This window comes from Pseudomonas khavaziana (assembly GCF_036704165.1).
Classification (GTDB): domain Bacteria; phylum Pseudomonadota; class Gammaproteobacteria; order Pseudomonadales; family Pseudomonadaceae; genus Aquipseudomonas; species Aquipseudomonas khavaziana.
Window position 1 is genome coordinate 508,288 of the sequence record NZ_CP129946.1, and the last position, 17,423, is coordinate 525,710.

Here is a 17,423-nt window from a genome sequence, read left to right on the forward strand (position 1 = left end):
ACTTAGTGTGCCTGGCCGTGCCATGGCACTAATTTACGCTGCAGGGCGCGCAGGCCCATTTCCATGGCAAAGGCGATCAGTGCGATGACCAGGATCCCCAGCACCACCACATCGGTGACCAAAAACTGCGCCGCCGACTGCACCATGAAACCCAGGCCGCTGGTGGCTGCAATCAGCTCGGCGGCGACCAGGGTCGACCACCCCACACCCAGGCCGATACGCACCCCGGTGAGGATGTCGGGCAAGGCGCTGGGCAGGATCACATGGCGAATCAGTTGTGCACGGGTGGCACCCAATGACTGCGCGGCACGTAGTTTGGCCGGGTCGACGGTGCGCACGCCGGTTGCAGTGGCGATGGCAATCGGGGCGAAGATCGCCAGGTAGATCAGCAGCACCTTGGACAGCTCGCCGATGCCGCACCAGATCACGATCAGCGGCAGATAGGCCAGGGGCGGAATCGGCCGGTAGAACTCGATCAGCGGATCGAGAATGCCACGGGCGATACGGTTGGCACCGATGGCAATCCCCACCGGTACGGCGGTCAGCACCGCAAAGCCCAGGCCCAGGCCGATACGGCTGAGGCTCGCGCCCAGGTGCTGCCACAAGGTGGAATCCATGTAGCCGGTGGTCGCCAGCAGCCAGCCTTTTTGCAACACGGCGGATGGTGGCGGCAGGAACAGAGGTTCGATCAAGCCCGTGGCGGTCACCGCCCACCAGAGGGCGAGCAGGGCGACCAGGGTCAGGACGCTGATCCAACGCGTGCTCAGGCTGCGGCGTACCGGGATAGTGGCGTGCGCCACCCGCTTGCTGGCCGTGGCGGGAAGTTCGTAGCTGCTCATGCGTACACCTGCCGTTGGGAGAACACCTTGCCCAATACGTGCTCGCGGGTTTCGATAAAGCGCGGGTCGGACTTGATCGCCCGCGCCGACTCCCCGGCGGCATAGCGTTGGCCGAAATCCAGCTGCAGGCGTTCGACGATCTGGCCGGGGTTGGGTGCCAGCAGGATCAAGTCCGTGGCGAGGAACACCGCTTCTTCAATGTCATGGGTAATCAGCAATACCGGCTTGGCGGTGCGCCGCCAGACTTGCAGCAGCAGCTCTTGCATCTGTTCGCGGGTGAAGGCATCCAGGGCGCCGAAGGGCTCGTCCATCAGCAATACCCGCGGGTCTGCCGCCAAGGCACGGGCCAGGCCGACGCGTTGCTTCTGGCCGCCGGAGAGTTGCCAGATGCGGCGGCTGTCGAAACCGGCCAGGTCCACCAGGGCGAGCATTTCGCGGGCGCGAACTTCGCGCTGCGCCTTGGGCACGCCGGCCAGTTCGAGGCCGAAAGCCACATTGGCGAGCACGTCTTGCCAGGGCAGCAAGGCATCGTCCTGGAACACCACGCCGCGTTCGGCGCTGGGGCCTTTGACCGGCACGCCGTCAAGGGTGATGCGCCCGGCAGACGGTTCGACGAAACCGGCGATCAGGTTCAGCAGTGAAGTCTTGCCACTGCCGGACGGGCCGAGGGCGACCAGCAGTTGCTGGGGCCCGAGGTCCAGGGATATGTCAGACAGTACCGGTTCCGGGGCGCCTGGGTACTGTGCGCTGATGCGCTCCAGTTGTAGCAAGGCCATCGCGATCAACTCCTGAATCAGTGGGTGATGAACTGGGCGCTGACGTAAGGGGCGTAGTCCGGCAGCACGGCGTCGACCTTGCCTTGTTCCTTGAGGAACGCAGCGGTGTCGGTGACGGCCTGGGTGGTCGGTGCGCCCAGCAGGGTGACCTGGTCAGCGGCCAGCGGGTAGACGTTGCCTTGCAGCAGCAAGGGGATATCGCTGGGCTTGGCGCCGGAGAGTTTCACCAGTTTGTCGACATTGCCTGTGTCGGCGAGCCAGGCTTGTGGGTCTTTGCGGTAGGCGGCGTAGGCATCCAGGGTGACCTTGGCGAAGGCGGTGACGATTTCCGGATGCTTCTCGGCGAAGTCTTTGCGCACAATCCAGGCATCGAAAGTCGGCGCGCCGAACTTGGCCAGCTCGCCGGAGGTGATCAGCACCTGGCCGTTTTCCTTGGCTACGCCCAGGGCGGGGTCCCACACGTAGGTGGCGTCGATATCACCGCGCTTCCAGGCGGCGATGATGGCCGGAGGGGCGAGGTTGAGGATGGTGACTTTGGCCGGGTCAATGTTCCAGTGCTTCAGTGCCGCCAGCAGGCTGTAGTGGCCGGTGGAAACGAAGGGCACGGCGATCTTTTTGCCGATCAGGTCCTGGGGGCTGTTGATCCCCGAACCGTTACGCGCCACCAGTGCTTCGGCGCCGCCGATCTGGGTGGCGACCAGGAAGGTTTGCACCGGCACCTTACGGGTTATCGCGGCGGTCAGCGGGCTGGAACCGAGATAGCCGATCTGCACGTCGCCGGAGGCGATGGCGGCAATGATGTCGGCGCCATTGTCGAATTTGCGCCAGTCGATCTTGGCGTGGGTGGCTTTTTCATAGGCACCGTCGGCTTGGGCGACTTTGGCCGGGTCGACGGTGGTCTGGTACGCAATGGTCACGTCTGCCGCCTGGGCAAACAGGCTGGCACCGGCCAGGGACAACGCGGCCAACAGGCGCAGAGGGGTCAGCAGTTTCAAGGGGAAGCTCCTCAATCAGGCGGCCGAGGGTCGGCGTGTGAGGAGACTAAATGATCTAAGAATTCTAAAATAAATAACTTTTTCGAATTAGCTTATGAAGCAAATTCTGCGCATGCGAGGGACCAATGTGGGAGGGGGCTTGCTCCCGATAGCGGAATGACAGTCACTGGATGATTGACTGAAAGACCGCCATCGGGAGCAAGCCCCCTCCCACACAAGCCATCAGTTGCTGATGGCGAGGATACTGGCCTGGTACGACCCGACAAACACATCGAAATCGCCCACTTCGTTCTGCTCCAGCTCCGCCTGCTGTGCCAGCGACGTGCGGGCCTGCTCTTCGAAGCGCGCTTGTTCCTCAGCCGCCAAAGGTTCTTTGCGGAAGTACTCGGCATGCACCTCGCTCTGATGCAGGGAGAATTGCGCAAAACTCTCCTTGCGCTCGGCCATCGCCGCCAGCACCTGGGCCGAGGGCGTCAGGGACGAATCCTTGACCTTGGCCAACTGGGCGTCCAGCGCCTCGCTGTGTTCGGTGATGCCGTGGCTCTCATCAAGCAAGGCCGCCAACGGGGCGATCTTCTCCAGCAACTCGGCAGCCCACTCCTTCATGTCCACCGCCTGGCCTTCACGCTGCAATTGCAGGCCCGGACGGCGACCTTCCTTGACCACGCTGAGGAAGTTGGACGTGGCATTACCGCACTCGTTATTGGCAAACAGCGGGCTGTCGTTCAGTGCGCAGTACAGCAGGAACGCGTCGAGGAAACGTGATTCCGGCAGGTCGATACCCATCGGCAGGAACGGGTTGATATCCAGGCAGCGTACTTCGATGTACTGGATACCACGGGCCATTAGCGCCTGGATCGGCCGCTCGCCGGTGTAGGTCACGCGCTTGGGACGGATGTTGGAGTAGTACTCGTTTTCGATCTGCAGGATGTTGGTGTTGAGCTGGACCCACTCACCATCCTTATGCGTGCCCACTTCAACATAGGGCGCGTAGGGCGTTGCCACCGCTTCGCGCAGGCTGTCGGTGTAGCTGGCCAAGTCGTTGTAGCAGGGCGTCAGGCCGGCCTGGGCATTGCTCTGGTAACCCAGGTCGCTCATGCGCAGGCTGGTGGCGTAGGGCAGGTACAGGGTATCGGCGTCGAGCACTTCCAGCTGGTGCGAACGCCCGCGCAGGAAGCCGGCGTCCAAGGCCGGTGATGCACCGAACAGGTACATCAGCAACCAGCTGTAGCGACGGAAATTACGAATCAGCGCGATATAGGCCGTGGATTGGTAGTCGCGGTCGGTGCCGATAAATCCTTCGCTTTCCTTGAGCAGCGGCCACAGCTGTTCGGGCAGGGAAAAGTTGTAGTGGATGCCGGCGATGCACTGCATGGTCTTGCCGTATCGCAGGGCCAGGCCCTTGCGGTACACGTACTTGAGCTGGCCGATATTGGAGGTGCCGTAGTAGGCAATCGGAATATCTTCCTCGGCCGGCAACGGGCACGGCATCGAGGGGCTCCACAGGTACTCGTTGCCCAGCTTGCTATAGGCAAAACGATGGATCTTGTCCAGGCTGCCCAAGGTGTCGGCCGGGTCGGGCAGGGCTGGGGTGATGAACTCCAGCAGCGATTCCGAGTAATCGGTGGTGATCTGTTCGTTGGTCAACGCAGCGCCCAGGGCTTCAGGGTGCGGCGTTTGCGCCAGGCGACCCTCGCTGGTGACACGCAGGCATTCACGCTCGATGCCGTGCAAGCACTGCTCTAGCAGGGAGAGGTGTTCGCGCTTGCCGAGCAGGGCCAGGCGGCGGTTGAGAAGTTCGCTCAAGTTGGATTCCTTCACGCGTCAGTCGCCCCAATATGGGGGTGGGCAGGACGGTCTACAAGGGTGAAGTTGAAACTGGCGTGATCGCCTGGTTCTGAGTCGATTTAACCCGCTCTGAATATGCCTACTTCACTCAATGAATTGGGCTACAGCGCAGCGAGAAAATTCCGACGCTATTATTGCAGCGCCGAAATTAACTCAAATCGAGGGTGGGGAGCTATAGGACAGCGAAGGTGCCCTGCGCTTTTGCGACAAGCCTTTCGCCTTGATACACGTCGGCTTCGACCACCAAGGTGCGCCGCCCGGCGTGGATCACCCGGCTGGTGCAGAGCACCTCACCGTCTTCCACGGCACGGATATAGTTGATCTTGCATTCGATGGTGGCGCTCTGCTGGTCGAACCCATGGGCGCTGGAACAGGCCAGGCCCATCGTAATGTCCACCAGGCTGAAAATCGCCCCGCCATGGAGCTTGCCTGCGCGGTTGCGCAGGTGTGGCTCCAGGGCCAGGGCCACCTCGGCAACGCCCTCATCCAGGCGCTGGAGGCGGCAGCCGATCAGTTCGCTGAACGCGCTCTGGGTCAAACCGGCCGGGATTTGCATCAGCGTTTCTTCAACTGTTTGGCGTTGGCGAACAGCGATGCCATGGCATTGTTGCTCGGTGCGGCCGTCGCGGTTTCCTTACGTGGCGCGTTGTTCTGCGACTGGCGCGGTGCCGAGCCCGGACGCGCGCCACGGGCGCCGTCGATTTTCTCGCCAGGGGTATCGCTCATGCGCATCGACAGGCCAACGCGCTTGCGCGGAATGTCGACTTCCATGACCTTGACCTTGACCACATCGCCGGCTTTCACCGCTTCGCGTGGGTCCTTGATGAATTTCTCCGAAAGCGCGGAGATGTGCACCAAGCCGTCCTGATGCACACCGATATCCACAAACGCGCCGAAGTTGGTCACGTTGGTCACCACGCCTTCGAGGATCATGCCTGGTTGCAGGTCCTTGAGGTCTTCGACACCGTCCTGGAACTCGGCGGTCTTGAACTCGGGACGCGGATCGCGGCCAGGTTTTTCCAGTTCTTGCAGGATGTCGGTGATGGTCGGCACGCCAAAGGTTTCGTCGGTGTACTTCTTTGGATCCAGGCGCTTGAGGAACGCGGCATCGCCGATCAGCGAACGGATATCGCGATCGGTCTCGGCGGCAATACGTTGCACCAATGGGTAGGCTTCCGGGTGAACCGCAGACGCGTCCAGCGGGTTGTCGCCGTTCATTACGCGTAGGAAACCAGCAGCCTGTTCAAAGGTTTTTTCACCCAGGCGTGCGACCTTTTTCAGCGCGGCGCGGGTTTTGAACGCGCCGTTTTCGTCGCGGTGACTGACGATATTCTGCGCCAGGGTTGCGTTGAGGCCGGAGATGCGCGCCAGCAGCGCCACGGAGGCGGTGTTCACGTCCACGCCGACGGCGTTTACACAGTCTTCCACCACCGCATCCAGGCCGCGTGCCAGTTTCAGCTGCGACACGTCGTGCTGGTACTGGCCGACACCGATGGATTTAGGGTCGATCTTCACCAGCTCGGCCAACGGGTCTTGCAGGCGACGGGCGATGGAAACAGCGCCACGGATCGACACGTCGAGGTCCGGGAACTCCTTGGAGGCCAGCTCCGACGCCGAGTACACCGAAGCGCCTGCCTCGGAGACCATGACCTTGGTCATCTTCATGGCTGGGTATTTTTTGATCAGTTCGGCGGCCAGCTTGTCGGTTTCACGGCTGGCGGTGCCGTTGCCGATGGCGATCAGGTCCACCGCGTGCTTGGCGCACAGGGCGGCAAGGATCGCCAGGGTCTGGTCCCATTTGTTATGTGGCACGTGGGGGTACACGGTGGCGTGGTCCAGCAACTTGCCGGTGGCGTCGACCACGGCGACCTTGCAACCGGTACGCAGGCCCGGGTCAAGGCCCAGGGTGGCACGCGGGCCGGCCGGTGCGGCCAGCAGCAGGTCGTGCAGGTTGTGGGCGAACACGTTGATCGCCTCGGTTTCGGCGCCGTCGCGCAGTTCGCCGAGCAGGTCGGTTTCCAGGTGAGTGTAGAGCTTGACCTTCCAGGTCCAGCGCACGACTTCGCCGAGCCACTTGTCCGCAGGACGGTTCTGATTCTGGATGCCGAATTGTTGCGCGATCATGCCTTCGCAGGGGTGCATTGCGCCCGGTAGCTCGTCGCCGACTTTCAGCGAGGAGCTGAGAATACCTTCGTTGCGGCCGCGGAAAATCGCCAGGGCGCGGTGGGACGGCATGCTTTTGAGCGGTTCGTCGTGCTCGAAGTAGTCGCGGAACTTGGCGCCTTCTTCCTCTTTGCCGGCGATGACGCGGGCGCTGAGGATGGCTTCCTGCTTCAGGTAGGTACGCAGTTTTTCCAGGAGGCTGGCATTTTCGGCGAAGCGCTCCATGAGGATGTACTTGGCGCCTTCCAGGGCGGCCTTGATGTCGGCGATGCCTTTTTCAGCGTCAATGAAGCGGGCGGCTTCGCTTTCCGGCGTCAGCGACGGATCGTTGAACAGGCCATCAGCCAGATCGCCCAGGCCGGCTTCGAGGGCTATCTGACCCTTTGTACGACGTTTCTGTTTATACGGCAGGTAAAGGTCTTCTAGGCGGGTCTTGGTGTCCGCCAGCTTGATGTCTCGTTCCAGTTGAGGGGTCAACTTGCCCTGTTCCTCGATGCTGGCGAGGATGCTGATACGCCGTTCGTCGAGTTCTCGCAGGTAGCGCAGGCGCTCTTCCAGGTGCCGCAGCTGGGTATCGTCGAGGCTGCCGGTCACTTCTTTTCGGTAACGGGCGATGAAAGGCACCGTGGAGCCCTCATCCAGTAGAGCGACGGCCGCCTCGACCTGTTGTGGGCGTACACCGAGTTCCTCGGCGATGCGGCTGTTGATGCTGTCCATAAAACCACCTGAAATTCTTAAAATCAGCTCGCCAGCCCGTAAAACAAGGCCCGGCAAGACTGGTTGAGCGGCCCGACTGGCGCCGCTGCCTGGGTCAAGAGGCTGTCTGTTGACCCTCGAAATCGAAAAATTCACGACAAGCGGGAAAAAAAAGCCCGGCAGCAAACGGTAACGTCCTGACGTTGCCCTGCACGGAGGCGCCGCATTATAACCAGCGTTCTGCCCTTGGGGGCTACTGCGCCGCAGGTGGTAGGGGCGTGGGTTCGCTGGCAGTAGATGAAAAATCTGCTAACAATGCACACGGTGCGTATAACGGCAGCTACGCCATAATGCGCGCCGAGATAAGAGGAGCATCCAATGAGCAGCACCGCACAAACTGCTGAAGGCGAAAAAATTCTCATCGTTGATGACGATCCGGGGCTGAGCAGCCTGCTGGAGCGGTTCTTCAACTCCAAGGGCTACCGTGCCCGCGCGGTGCCGAACACCGAGCAGATGGATCGCCTGCTGGGGCGTGAAGTGTTCAACCTGGTGGTACTCGACCTGATGTTGCCCGGCGAAGACGGCCTCACTGCGTGCAAGCGCCTGCGCGGTGCGAACAACCTGATTCCTATCATCATGCTCACCGCCAAGGGCGATGAGCTGAGTCGTATCAAGGGCCTTGAACTGGGCGCTGACGACTACCTGGCCAAGCCGTTCAACCCTGACGAGCTGATGGCGCGGGTCAAGGCTGTATTGCGTCGCCAGGCAGCACCTGTGCCGGGTGCGCCGGGCAGCGAAGACGAAAGTGTCACCTTTGGCGACTACGAGCTGTCCCTGGCCACCCGTGAGCTCAAGCGCGGCGAAGAAGTGCACATGCTCACCACCGGCGAATTCGCGGTGCTCAAGGCCTTGGTGATGAACGCTCGCCAGCCGCTGACTCGTGACAAGCTAATGAACCTGGCTCGTGGCCGGGAGTGGGACGCTCTGGAGCGCTCCATCGATGTGCAGATCTCCCGGCTGCGCCGGATGATCGAGCCGGACCCGTCCAAGCCGCGGTACATCCAGACGGTGTGGGGTGTGGGTTATGTGTTCGTGCCGGATGGCACCGCTACCAAGTGACCGATGTTTTGCAGGGGCGGGTATCCTGACGTTTGACTCCATGAGGGGCGACGGGATGCCCGGCGTCTGCAATTCTGCGAGCGCCGTTCGTTCCTGCAAGGTGTGCAGCTTTCATCTATGAAAACCCCGCTGTGGTTCCCGCAAAGTTTCTTTTCCCGCACCCTTTGGCTGGTGCTGATCGTCGTTCTGTTTTCCAAGGCGCTTACGCTGGTTTATCTGTTGATGAACGAAGACGTGCTGGTGGATCGGCAGTACAGCCATGGCGTCGCCCTGACGTTGCGTGGTTATTGGGCGGTAGACCCTGAGAACCGGGAAAAAGTGGCCAAGGCGTCGACCTTGACCCGGGTTGATGGGGCCGGCGTGCCGGAAGGCGAGCAACATTGGCCTTACAGCGAGATCTACCAGCGCCAGATGCAGGCCGAACTGGGAGCCGACACCGAGGTGCGCCTGCGTATGCATGTTTCGCCTGCACTGTGGGTACGAGCGCCGAGCCTCGGGGATGCCTGGATCAAGGTTCCGCTATACCCGCACCCGCTGCGCGGGCAGAAAATCTGGAACGTGCTGGGGTGGTTCCTGGCCATTGGCTTGCTTTCAACGGCGTCCGCGTGGATTTTCGTCCGTCAGCTCAACCAACCCCTCAAGCGCCTGGTATTTGCCGCCCGCCAATTAGGCCAGGGGCGCAGCGTGCGCCTGCCGGTCAGCGACACGCCCAGTGAAATGACCGAGGTGTACGGCGCCTTCAACCAGATGGCGGAAGATGTCGAACAGGCTGGGCGCGAGCGGGAGCTGATGCTGGCGGGGGTGTCCCATGACTTGCGTACGCCGTTGACGCGACTGCGCTTGTCCCTGGAGTTGATGGGCGACCATACCGACCTGACCGATGACATGGTCCGTGACATCGAGGACATGGACGCCATTCTCGACCAGTTCCTGGCGTTCATCCGCGATGGGCGTGATGAGGTGGTGGAAGAAGTCGACCTGACGGACCTGGTGCGTGAGGTGGTTGCGCCCTATAACCAGAACGGCGAGCAGGTGCGTATGCGTCTGGAGCCGATCCAGCCATTCGCATTGCGCCGGGTGTCGATGAAGCGCCTGCTGAACAACCTGATCGGCAATGCCTTGCATCATGCCGGTTCCGATGTGGAAGTGGCGGCGTATGTCTCTGGTGACAGTACTGCCCCTTACGTAGTGCTGAGTGTGATGGACCGGGGCGCGGGGATCGACCCTGCCGAGCTTGAGGGCATCTTCAACCCCTTCACTCGCGGCGACCGAGCCCGGGGCGGCAAGGGCACGGGCTTGGGCCTGGCGATTGTGCGGCGAATTGCCTCGATGCATGGCGGCAATGTTGAGTTGCGCAACCGGGAAGAGGGCGGGTTGGAGGCGCGGGTGCGCTTGCCGCTTGGGCTGATGTTGCCTAGAGATGCGGTCTGACTGGTGATATAAATCAAATGTGGGAGGGGGCAAGCCCCCTCTCACATTGGTTTTATGTCGGGCCTAAATAGGTTTTTAGCCTTTGCCCTTGGTCCGAGTCATATTCGGCCCGCCGTTCTTCTCCAGGTGCTGAATGATGATCCCTGCCACATCCTTGCCGGTGGTGGTCTCTATCCCTTCCAGGCCCGGCGATGAGTTCACCTCCATCACCAGCGGCCCATGGTTGGAACGCAGGATATCCACGCCCGCCACACTCAAACCCATCACCTTGGCTGCCCGCAGCGCAGTCATGCGTTCTTCCGGGGTGATCTTGATCAGGCTGGCGCTGCCGCCACGGTGCAGGTTGGAGCGGAACTCACCGGGCTTGGCCTGGCGCTTCATGGCTGCAATCACCTTGTCGCCCACCACGAAGCAGCGGATATCCGCACCGCCGGCTTCCTTGATGTATTCCTGCACCATGATGTTCTGCTTGAGGCCCATAAATGCCTCGATCACCGACTCCGCTGCCGTTGCGGTTTCACACAGCACCACACCAATGCCCTGGGTGCCCTCCAGCACCTTGATTACCAGTGGCGCGCCATTGACCATCTCGATGAGGTCGGGGATGTCATCCGGGGAGTGGGCAAACCCGGTCACCGGCAGGCCGATGCCCCGGCGCGACAGCAGTTGCAGCGAACGCAGCTTGTCCCGCGAGCGTGCAATGGCCACGGATTCATTCAGGGGGAACACCCCCATCATTTCAAACTGGCGCAATACCGCGCAGCCATAAAACGTTACCGATGCGCCGATGCGCGGGATCACCGCATCGAAGCCTTCCAGCGGTTTGCCCCGGTAGTGGATCTGCGGTTTGTGGCTGGCAATGTTCATGTAGGCACGCAACGTGTCGATCACCACCATTTCATGGCCACGTTCGGTGCCGGCCTCGACCAGGCGGCGGGTGGAATACAGACGCGGGTTTCGCGACAGCACAGCAATCTTCATGCAGCACCTGGGGCAGAAATAGTGGAGACCGGGAACACCGGCTTGTCTTGAACGTACTTGACGCCGGGGCTGACCACCAATTGGCCGTCAATCAAGGCTTTGGAACCCAGCAGCAGGCGATAGCGCATGGCCTTGCGGCAGGCGAGGGTGAACTCCACCCGCCACACCCTATCGCCCAGCGCCAGGGTGGTACTGATCACATAGCGCACCTGCGCATGACCGTTGGAGCTCTTGATGGTTTTCATCGTCACCAGGGGCGCTTCGCAGCGGCGGTGACGCAACTGCACCACGCTGCCAAGGTGTGCGGTAAAGCGCACCCACTGTTCACCGTCGCGCTCGAAGGGCTCGATATCGGTGGCGTGCAGGCTTGAGGTGCTGGCACCGGTGTCGATCTTCGCGCGCAGGCCAGCCACTCCCAGGTCGGGTAGTGCCACCCACTCACGCAGACCCACAACGGTCAAATGGTCAAATGTCTTCAATATGGGTAACCGGTTAATTCGCCCATGCCTGAGGAGAGACCTCGGCCAGGGCTTTGAATGCGGGCCTGGCGAACCAGTAGCCCTGCATCAGAAATACTCCACAGTCGAACAGGAAGTCGCGCTCGCCGGCACTTTCGATACCTTCGGCGATGACAGTAACCCCCAACTGCTCACAGATTGTGACAATCCCCTGGATGATCACTTGGCGGACACGGTCCTGGTCGACATCGCGGATCAGCGCCATGTCGAGCTTGATCAAATCAGGTTGGAAATCGGCCAGCAGATTCAGCCCCGAATAGCCCGCGCCGAAATCGTCGATGGCGGTCATGAAGCCGAATTCGCGGTATTCACGCAGAATATTGGTCAAATGGCGATAGTTATCTACGTGCTCGTGTTCCAGGGTCTCGAAAATCAACCGGTCCAAAGGAAAGTTATGCGCCCGCGCCGCCTCCAGGGTGCTGCGAATGCACAGCTCAGGCCGGTACACGGCATTGGGCATGAAATTGATGGACAGGCGGGTTTGCATTCCCAGGGCCGAAGCCCCGGCAATAGCCTGGGTGCGGCAGCGCTGGTCGAAGCGATACCGGTTGCTTTTATTGACCCGCTCCAGCACCGACAGCGCGCCTTCGCCGTGTGTGCCCCGCACCAGGGCTTCATGGGCAAAAATAGAGTGATCCCGAAGGTCTACGATAGGCTGGTAGGCGAAAGCGAAATCAAAGCCCAGGGGCTCGCTTTGCTGGCAACCCACGCACCGCTGGTCAGGCGAGGTGAGTGAAGCGGGAAAGTCGGTCACAGCGGATCCTCGCGAAATCAGGGTACTACCTGGCGTATCTTAGGTGAGCCTTGGGGTTTATGCGTCGAAGGGTTTCAACGGTAAAGTTGCGACATTTTTCAGAGCGAGGAATTCAAGTGGCTCAAAAACAGGAAGAGGAAGAAAAGGTCCGGCTGGACAAGTGGTTGTGGGCGGCGCGCTTCTATAAAACTCGTGCCCTGGCCAAGGCCGCTATCGAGAGTGGCAAGGTGCACCATCGAGGTGAGCGCTGCAAGCCGGGCAAAGAGCCGCGTATCGGTGATGAGTTTCAGGTTCGTACAGGTTTTGATGAAAAGACTGTTGTGGTGCAGGCGCTTTCTGCCGTGCGCCGTGGTGCACCCGAAGCGCAGGCGCTGTACACCGAGACCGAAGCGAGTATCGCCAAGCGCGAAAACGCAGCGGCCATGCGCAAGGCTGGAGCGACTGGTATGACCACCGATGGCAAGCCAAGCAAGAAGCAGCGCCGCGATCTATTCAAGTTCCGCGGCAGTGGCAACGACGATTGATGACACAAGTCTCCAGCTTGAAGGAGATCAAAATGTGAGAGGGGGCTTGCTTCCGATAGCAGAGTGTCAGCCAATACACTTGCGACTGAGCCACTGCAAATCGGGAGCAAGCCCCCTCCCACATTTAACCCGCGCATTTAAGGAGCGGTGCGTATGACGCTCAATCGCCCGATCACCGGCAGTTTGCCCAGCAACCTGAACACCGGCGCAGTTACCCGTAACAGGAACCCCGACACCTTCGCGGCAAACGGCGTGTAATACCCCCACCCAAGCGCCAACAGCGCCAGCAGCACCCCACCGATATAATCGTCCTGGCCCCAATGCGCGCCAGCAACCAGTCGCGGCGTCATAAACAACAGCGCCAGGCCCCAGATCACCAGCACCTGGCTGACGCGCTTGGCAAACACCGTCATGAACATGCCCCAGATCAACAGCACCGAAGCGTGATCGCCGGGGAAGCTTTGGCTTGAGCGGTCCTTCAATTCCCAGGTTTTTTCCAGCCCAGGGAAAAAATCACTCATTTGAATCGCGCCGCTGATTACCATCGACGGGCTACTGTGCTGCCAGCCCATCTGGGCTGCGAGCTTGGAGAACAGCATGCGAATAAACAGCAACAGCAGCAGAATGCCTAGAAAACCAAAAAACGCCTGGCGCACCTGCACAGCCTTGAACACCCAATCGCCGCGAATCAGTAACGCCAGCAAAATCACGCCGACCACCGCATCAAATGGCCGCAGGCTGGCCACGGCCCACACATGCAGCCAGGTCGAGCTGGTCGCCAGCGGGTCATTGAGCAGATGAAACAGCCACTCGTCGAAAATTACACAGAGCATCTGGCCCGTGGGCCACAGCCAAAAACACAGCAGCCCGATAGCGAGTAGATTGCAAAGAGCCCATCGCCGGAGGTTCCAGTTGGCTTGGAACAAACCCGGATTGTTCATAAACTGTCCCTCATCGCTCTATTAAGCTCCTTGTTTTCAGGAGAAGTCGCACCAACATGGTGCTAAAGCGTTTAATTTTATAAACCTTGTAATCATTTTGTCATCACTTCAGATACCCAGACCTATGACCGATCTACCGGATACCGACTTCACCCAACGCTTTATCTTCGATGAGAGCGACGCCCGCGGCGAGATGGTCTCGTTGGAGCGCAGCTATGCCGAAGTCCTCGCTAAACATGCCTATCCGGAGCCGGTCGCGCAGTTGCTCGGCGAGCTGATGGCCGCTGCGGCGCTGCTGGTTGGCACGATGAAGTTCGACGGCCTGCTGATCTTGCAGGCTCGCTCCGAAGGGCCTATCCCCATGCTGATGATCGAGTGCTCCAGCGAGCGCGAAATCCGCGGCCTGGCCCGATATGACGCGGACCAGATCGCTGCGGACGCCACCCTGGCCGACCTGATGCCCAACGGCGTACTGGCCCTTACCGTCGACCCGACCGAAGGCCAGCGCTACCAGGGCATCGTCGACCTCGATGGCAAAACCCTGTCGGAATGCTTCACCAACTACTTCGTGATGTCCCAGCAAGTGGGCACCAAGTTCTGGCTTAACGCAGACGGCAAGCGCGCCCGTGGCTTGCTGGTGCAACAACTGCCGGCTGACCGCATCAAGGATGACGATGATCGCGCTGAAAGCTGGCGGCATATCATCGCCCTGGCCGACACATTGAAGGCCGAAGAGCTGCTGGGCCTGGACAACGAAACCATCCTGCACCGCCTGTATCACGAAGAGGCCGTGCGCCTGTTCGATGAACAGGGGCTGCGCTTCAATTGCAGTTGCTCGCGCGAGCGTTCGGCCAATGCCTTGGTCAGCCTTGGGCTGGAAGATGCGCAAAACCTGGTGGTGGAACACGGCGGCCATATCGAGATCGACTGCCAGTTCTGCAACGAGCGTTATTTGTTCGATGCCGCGGATGTAGCCCAATTATTCGCCGGAGCAGGTATCGACACCCCTTCCGACACCCGCCACTAAAACGTTTAAGCACAGGTAAATTACCTGTCGAATGCCGGATTAGAGGCGTTCTGACGGGAGGGCCCTACTCTTTTTGGGCTTTTCTGGCATAATCCGGCCCACTTTTTTCGCGGTAGTAGTGCGCAACTTTCTACTACAAAACGTTTGGAGCACTCGGCCATAGGCCGACGGGGAACCTCATGACGCAAGCCAATAACGCCGTATACACCGATCTGAGTGTTGACGATCTGGTCAAAGAAGCCCTGCAGCGCGGTGAAGGCGTGCTTGCCGATACTGGCGCGCTGGTCGTAGAAACCGGTCATCGTACCGGGCGTTCTCCGGTTGACCGTTTCATCGTTGAAGAGCCTTCCACCCAGGACGCCATTGCCTGGGGCCCGATCAACCGCAAGTTCCCGGCCGACAAGTTCGATGCCCTGTGGGCTCGCGTCGAGGCGTTCAACAACGCGCAAGAGCATTTTGTCTCCCACGTGCATGTAGGTGCTTCCGAAGACCACTACCTGGCCGTGAAAATGACCACCCAGACTGCCTGGCAGAACCTGTTCGGTCGTTGCCTGTTCATCAACCCGGCCCAGTACAACCCGGCCGGTCGTGAAGAGTGGCAAGTGCTCAACGTGGCCAACTTCGAATGCGTGCCAGAGCGTGACGGCACCAACTCCGACGGTTGTGTGATCCTCAACTTCGCCCAGAAAAAAGTGCTGATCGCCGGCATGCGTTACGCCGGTGAAATGAAAAAGGCCATGTTCTCGGTGCAGAACTTCCTGCTGCCGGCCTCCGACGTATTGCCGATGCACTGCGCCGCCAACATTGGCGAAGCAGGCGACGTGACCTTGTTCTTCGGCCTGTCCGGCACCGGCAAGACCACCCTGTCTGCCGACGAAAGCCGTTACCTGATCGGTGACGACGAACACGGCTGGGGCGAGGGCGTGGTGTTCAACATCGAAGGCGGTTGCTATGCCAAGTGCATCGACCTGTCCGAGAAGAACGAACCGGTTATCTGGAAAGCCATCAAGCACGGTGCCGTGCTGGAAAACGTGGTGATCGACGATGCCAAGCACGCCGACTACGCTGACGTCAGCCTGACCCAGAACAGCCGTGCCGCCTACCCGCTGGAGCACGTTGCCAAGCGTTCCGAGAAGAACCTGGGCGGCGAGCCAAACGCGGTGATTTTCCTGACCTGCGACCTGACCGGCGTACTGCCGCCAGTGTCGATCCTCAGCGAAGAACAAGCGGCCTACCACTTCCTGTCCGGCTACACCGCATTGGTGGGCTCGACTGAAATGGGTTCCGGCAGCGGTATCAAGTCGACCTTCTCCACCTGCTTCGGCGCGCCGTTCTTCCCACGCCCGGCTGGCGAATACGCAGAGCTATTGATCAAGCGTATCCGTGGTTTCGGCTCCAAGGTCTACCTGGTCAACACCGGCTGGACCGGCGGCGGCTACGGCGTTGGCAAACGCTTCAACATCCCGACCACTCGCGGCGTGATTGCAGCGATTCAGAGCGGCGCGTTGATCGGTGCGCAAACCGAACACCTCGACACCATTAACCTCGACGTGCCATTGGCCGTACCGGGCGTTGAAACCGGCCTGCTGAACCCACGTAACACCTGGGCTGACAAAGCCGCCTACGACGAAGCGGCGAAAGCGCTGGCTGGCCTGTTCATCGAGAACTTCAAAAAGTTTGAAGTGAGCGATGCGATCAAGGCTGCGGGTCCTAAGTTGTAAGACTTAGCTGTTGTGAAAAAGCCGCCTCCTGCAGGCGGCTTTTTTGTACGCGCAGGGTTAATGGGCGATGTGCAGCACCACCGCGCCGACCAGCACCAGCACAACCCCGAGCACCTGTACCGCCGACAAGCGCTCTTTGAAAAATACAAACCCCAGGATCGCCGCAATCCCGCCCGATAGCGTACTGATCACCGTCACCACCGATACCGACCCCGCCATCGCACCCCACGAAAACGCCGAGAACCCGCCGAGGTTCATCAGGCTCGCACCGGTCAACGTCGCGCAATTTTTCAGCGGCGGGATCTTCAGGCCGTCCTTGATCCTCAGCACCATCACCACCAGCACGCACAGGCCCACTAGGTACCCCAGCCATAGCATGGTGATCGGCCCCAGCGCCGGCAGTGTGTAGCGGCCTTGCAGCCAGAAACTGGTGCCATACAGCGTTGCTGCGAGCATGGCGTAGGCGATGGACAGGCGCGGGTTGTTGTGGGGCGTGCCGTTGTCCTTGTGGATGCTGGACAAGACCACGCCAAGCACGCACAGGGCGATGCAACCCAGTTGTATCAAGCTGATGTGCTCACCGCTGGCCCAGGACAGCAGGGTGGTCACTACACCATAGGAAGTGACCAATGGCGCGACGATGGCAGCCTTGCCCAAGGCAAACGCCTTGGACAGTGCGAGGGCGCCGGAAACGGTCAGCAGGGCGGCTGCGATGCCCAGGAGCCAGACGCTTAACGGCGCATCGAGGGATTTGAAAAGGTAGGTCGGGAATATGACCAGCAGCAACGTCATAATCAGAAAGCCGAGGGCTTGTCCGAAATACACCGCGCGCTTAACGCCAACGGCGCGGGCATTGAGGCCCACGAGAAAGTCCGTGCCACCCCAGAGCAGGGCGGCCAGCAGGCCCATTAGTACGTCCATGTAAGGTCCTTGTTATGTATACCGCTCGCCAGATTAGCGCAGAGCCAATGTGGGAGGGGGCTTGCCCCGGTTTCAGATGTAAACGATGTCTACGGTTCAACACCTCGATGGTGGTGAATCAGTCAGCTTATCTATAGCTGACCCACTGCAATCGAGGGCAAGCCCCCTC

General features: G+C 60.5%; 16 protein-coding genes. 5 read left to right on the forward strand and 11 right to left on the reverse strand.

Annotation, left to right across the window (positions count from 1 at the left end):
• Positions 1–2: 2 nt before the first annotated feature.
• From tauC to QYQ93_RS02225, 6 genes are all read right to left on the reverse strand, one after another.
• The gene (gene tauC, locus QYQ93_RS02200; RefSeq protein WP_217881144.1) at positions 3–839 is read right to left on the reverse strand and encodes a taurine ABC transporter permease TauC; all 837 of its coding nucleotides are present in this window, start codon (positions 837–839) and stop codon (positions 3–5) included.
• Entirely contained in the window at positions 836–1,615 is a 780-nt protein-coding gene (tauB, locus tag QYQ93_RS02205; RefSeq protein WP_043047393.1) for a taurine ABC transporter ATP-binding subunit, read from the reverse strand. Before tauB ends, tauC begins: the two co-directional genes overlap by 4 nt.
• Before the next feature lie 17 nt (positions 1,616–1,632).
• Positions 1,633–2,610 (reverse strand): taurine ABC transporter substrate-binding protein, encoded by a 978-nt coding sequence (tauA, locus tag QYQ93_RS02210; RefSeq protein WP_043047392.1) that lies wholly within the window; start codon positions 2,608–2,610, stop codon positions 1,633–1,635.
• A gap of 222 nt (positions 2,611–2,832) precedes the next feature.
• The gene (gene gshA, locus QYQ93_RS02215) at positions 2,833–4,416 is read right to left on the reverse strand and encodes a glutamate--cysteine ligase (RefSeq protein ID WP_338476221.1); all 1,584 of its coding nucleotides are present in this window, start codon (positions 4,414–4,416) and stop codon (positions 2,833–2,835) included.
• A gap of 214 nt (positions 4,417–4,630) precedes the next feature.
• Entirely contained in the window at positions 4,631–5,014 is a 384-nt protein-coding gene (locus QYQ93_RS02220) for a PaaI family thioesterase (RefSeq protein WP_043047390.1), read from the reverse strand.
• A complete protein-coding gene (locus QYQ93_RS02225; protein ID WP_338476222.1) occupies positions 5,014–7,338 on the reverse strand; it encodes a Tex family protein in 2,325 nt (774 codons plus the stop codon). Before QYQ93_RS02225 ends, QYQ93_RS02220 begins: the two co-directional genes overlap by 1 nt.
• Before the next feature lie 357 nt (positions 7,339–7,695).
• Between QYQ93_RS02225 and ompR the strand changes: the two genes are divergently transcribed.
• Positions 7,696–8,436, forward strand: a complete 741-nt coding sequence (gene ompR, locus QYQ93_RS02230) for a two-component system response regulator OmpR (RefSeq protein WP_043047388.1) — start codon at positions 7,696–7,698, stop codon at positions 8,434–8,436.
• A gap of 117 nt (positions 8,437–8,553) precedes the next feature.
• Positions 8,554–9,867, forward strand: a complete 1,314-nt coding sequence (locus tag QYQ93_RS02235) for an ATP-binding protein (protein ID WP_043047387.1) — start codon at positions 8,554–8,556, stop codon at positions 9,865–9,867.
• A 75-nt stretch (positions 9,868–9,942) separates the two neighbouring features.
• Here the strand turns inward: QYQ93_RS02235 and rimK are convergent, their stop codons facing one another.
• Genes rimK through QYQ93_RS02250 form a run of 3 tightly spaced genes read right to left on the reverse strand, consistent with a single transcriptional unit; the run spans position 9,943 to position 12,120 of the window.
• Complete coding sequence (rimK, locus tag QYQ93_RS02240) at positions 9,943–10,848, reverse strand: 30S ribosomal protein S6--L-glutamate ligase (protein WP_003187674.1); 906 nt, start codon at positions 10,846–10,848, stop codon at positions 9,943–9,945.
• Positions 10,845–11,294: an ATP-dependent zinc protease gene (locus QYQ93_RS02245; protein WP_370881242.1), complete on the reverse strand. Its 450-nt coding sequence runs from the start codon at positions 11,292–11,294 to the stop codon at positions 10,845–10,847. The genes rimK and QYQ93_RS02245 overlap by 4 nt, the downstream gene beginning before the upstream one ends.
• Before the next feature lie 46 nt (positions 11,295–11,340).
• Positions 11,341–12,120: an EAL domain-containing protein gene (locus tag QYQ93_RS02250; protein ID WP_338476224.1), complete on the reverse strand. Its 780-nt coding sequence runs from the start codon at positions 12,118–12,120 to the stop codon at positions 11,341–11,343.
• 116 nt (positions 12,121–12,236) lie between these two features.
• On the opposite strand from QYQ93_RS02250, the gene QYQ93_RS02255 reads away from it, so the two are divergent.
• Entirely contained in the window at positions 12,237–12,644 is a 408-nt protein-coding gene (locus tag QYQ93_RS02255) for an RNA-binding S4 domain-containing protein (RefSeq protein ID WP_043047384.1), read from the forward strand.
• Between the two features lie 137 nt (positions 12,645–12,781).
• Here QYQ93_RS02255 and QYQ93_RS02260 read toward each other — a convergent pair whose 3' ends face one another.
• Positions 12,782–13,585, reverse strand: a complete 804-nt coding sequence (locus QYQ93_RS02260; protein WP_338476226.1) for a phosphatase PAP2 family protein — start codon at positions 13,583–13,585, stop codon at positions 12,782–12,784.
• A gap of 124 nt (positions 13,586–13,709) precedes the next feature.
• On the opposite strand from QYQ93_RS02260, the gene hslO reads away from it, so the two are divergent.
• On the forward strand, positions 13,710–14,612 hold the full coding sequence (gene hslO, locus QYQ93_RS02265; protein WP_338476227.1) for an Hsp33 family molecular chaperone HslO: 903 nt from the start codon (positions 13,710–13,712) through the stop codon (positions 14,610–14,612).
• A gap of 179 nt (positions 14,613–14,791) precedes the next feature.
• Positions 14,792–16,333 (forward strand): phosphoenolpyruvate carboxykinase, encoded by a 1,542-nt coding sequence (locus QYQ93_RS02270; RefSeq protein WP_043047381.1) that lies wholly within the window; start codon positions 14,792–14,794, stop codon positions 16,331–16,333.
• 57 nt (positions 16,334–16,390) lie between these two features.
• Here QYQ93_RS02270 and QYQ93_RS02275 read toward each other — a convergent pair whose 3' ends face one another.
• On the reverse strand, positions 16,391–17,254 hold the full coding sequence (locus QYQ93_RS02275; RefSeq protein ID WP_338476229.1) for a DMT family transporter: 864 nt from the start codon (positions 17,252–17,254) through the stop codon (positions 16,391–16,393).
• Positions 17,255–17,423 lie beyond the last annotated feature (169 nt).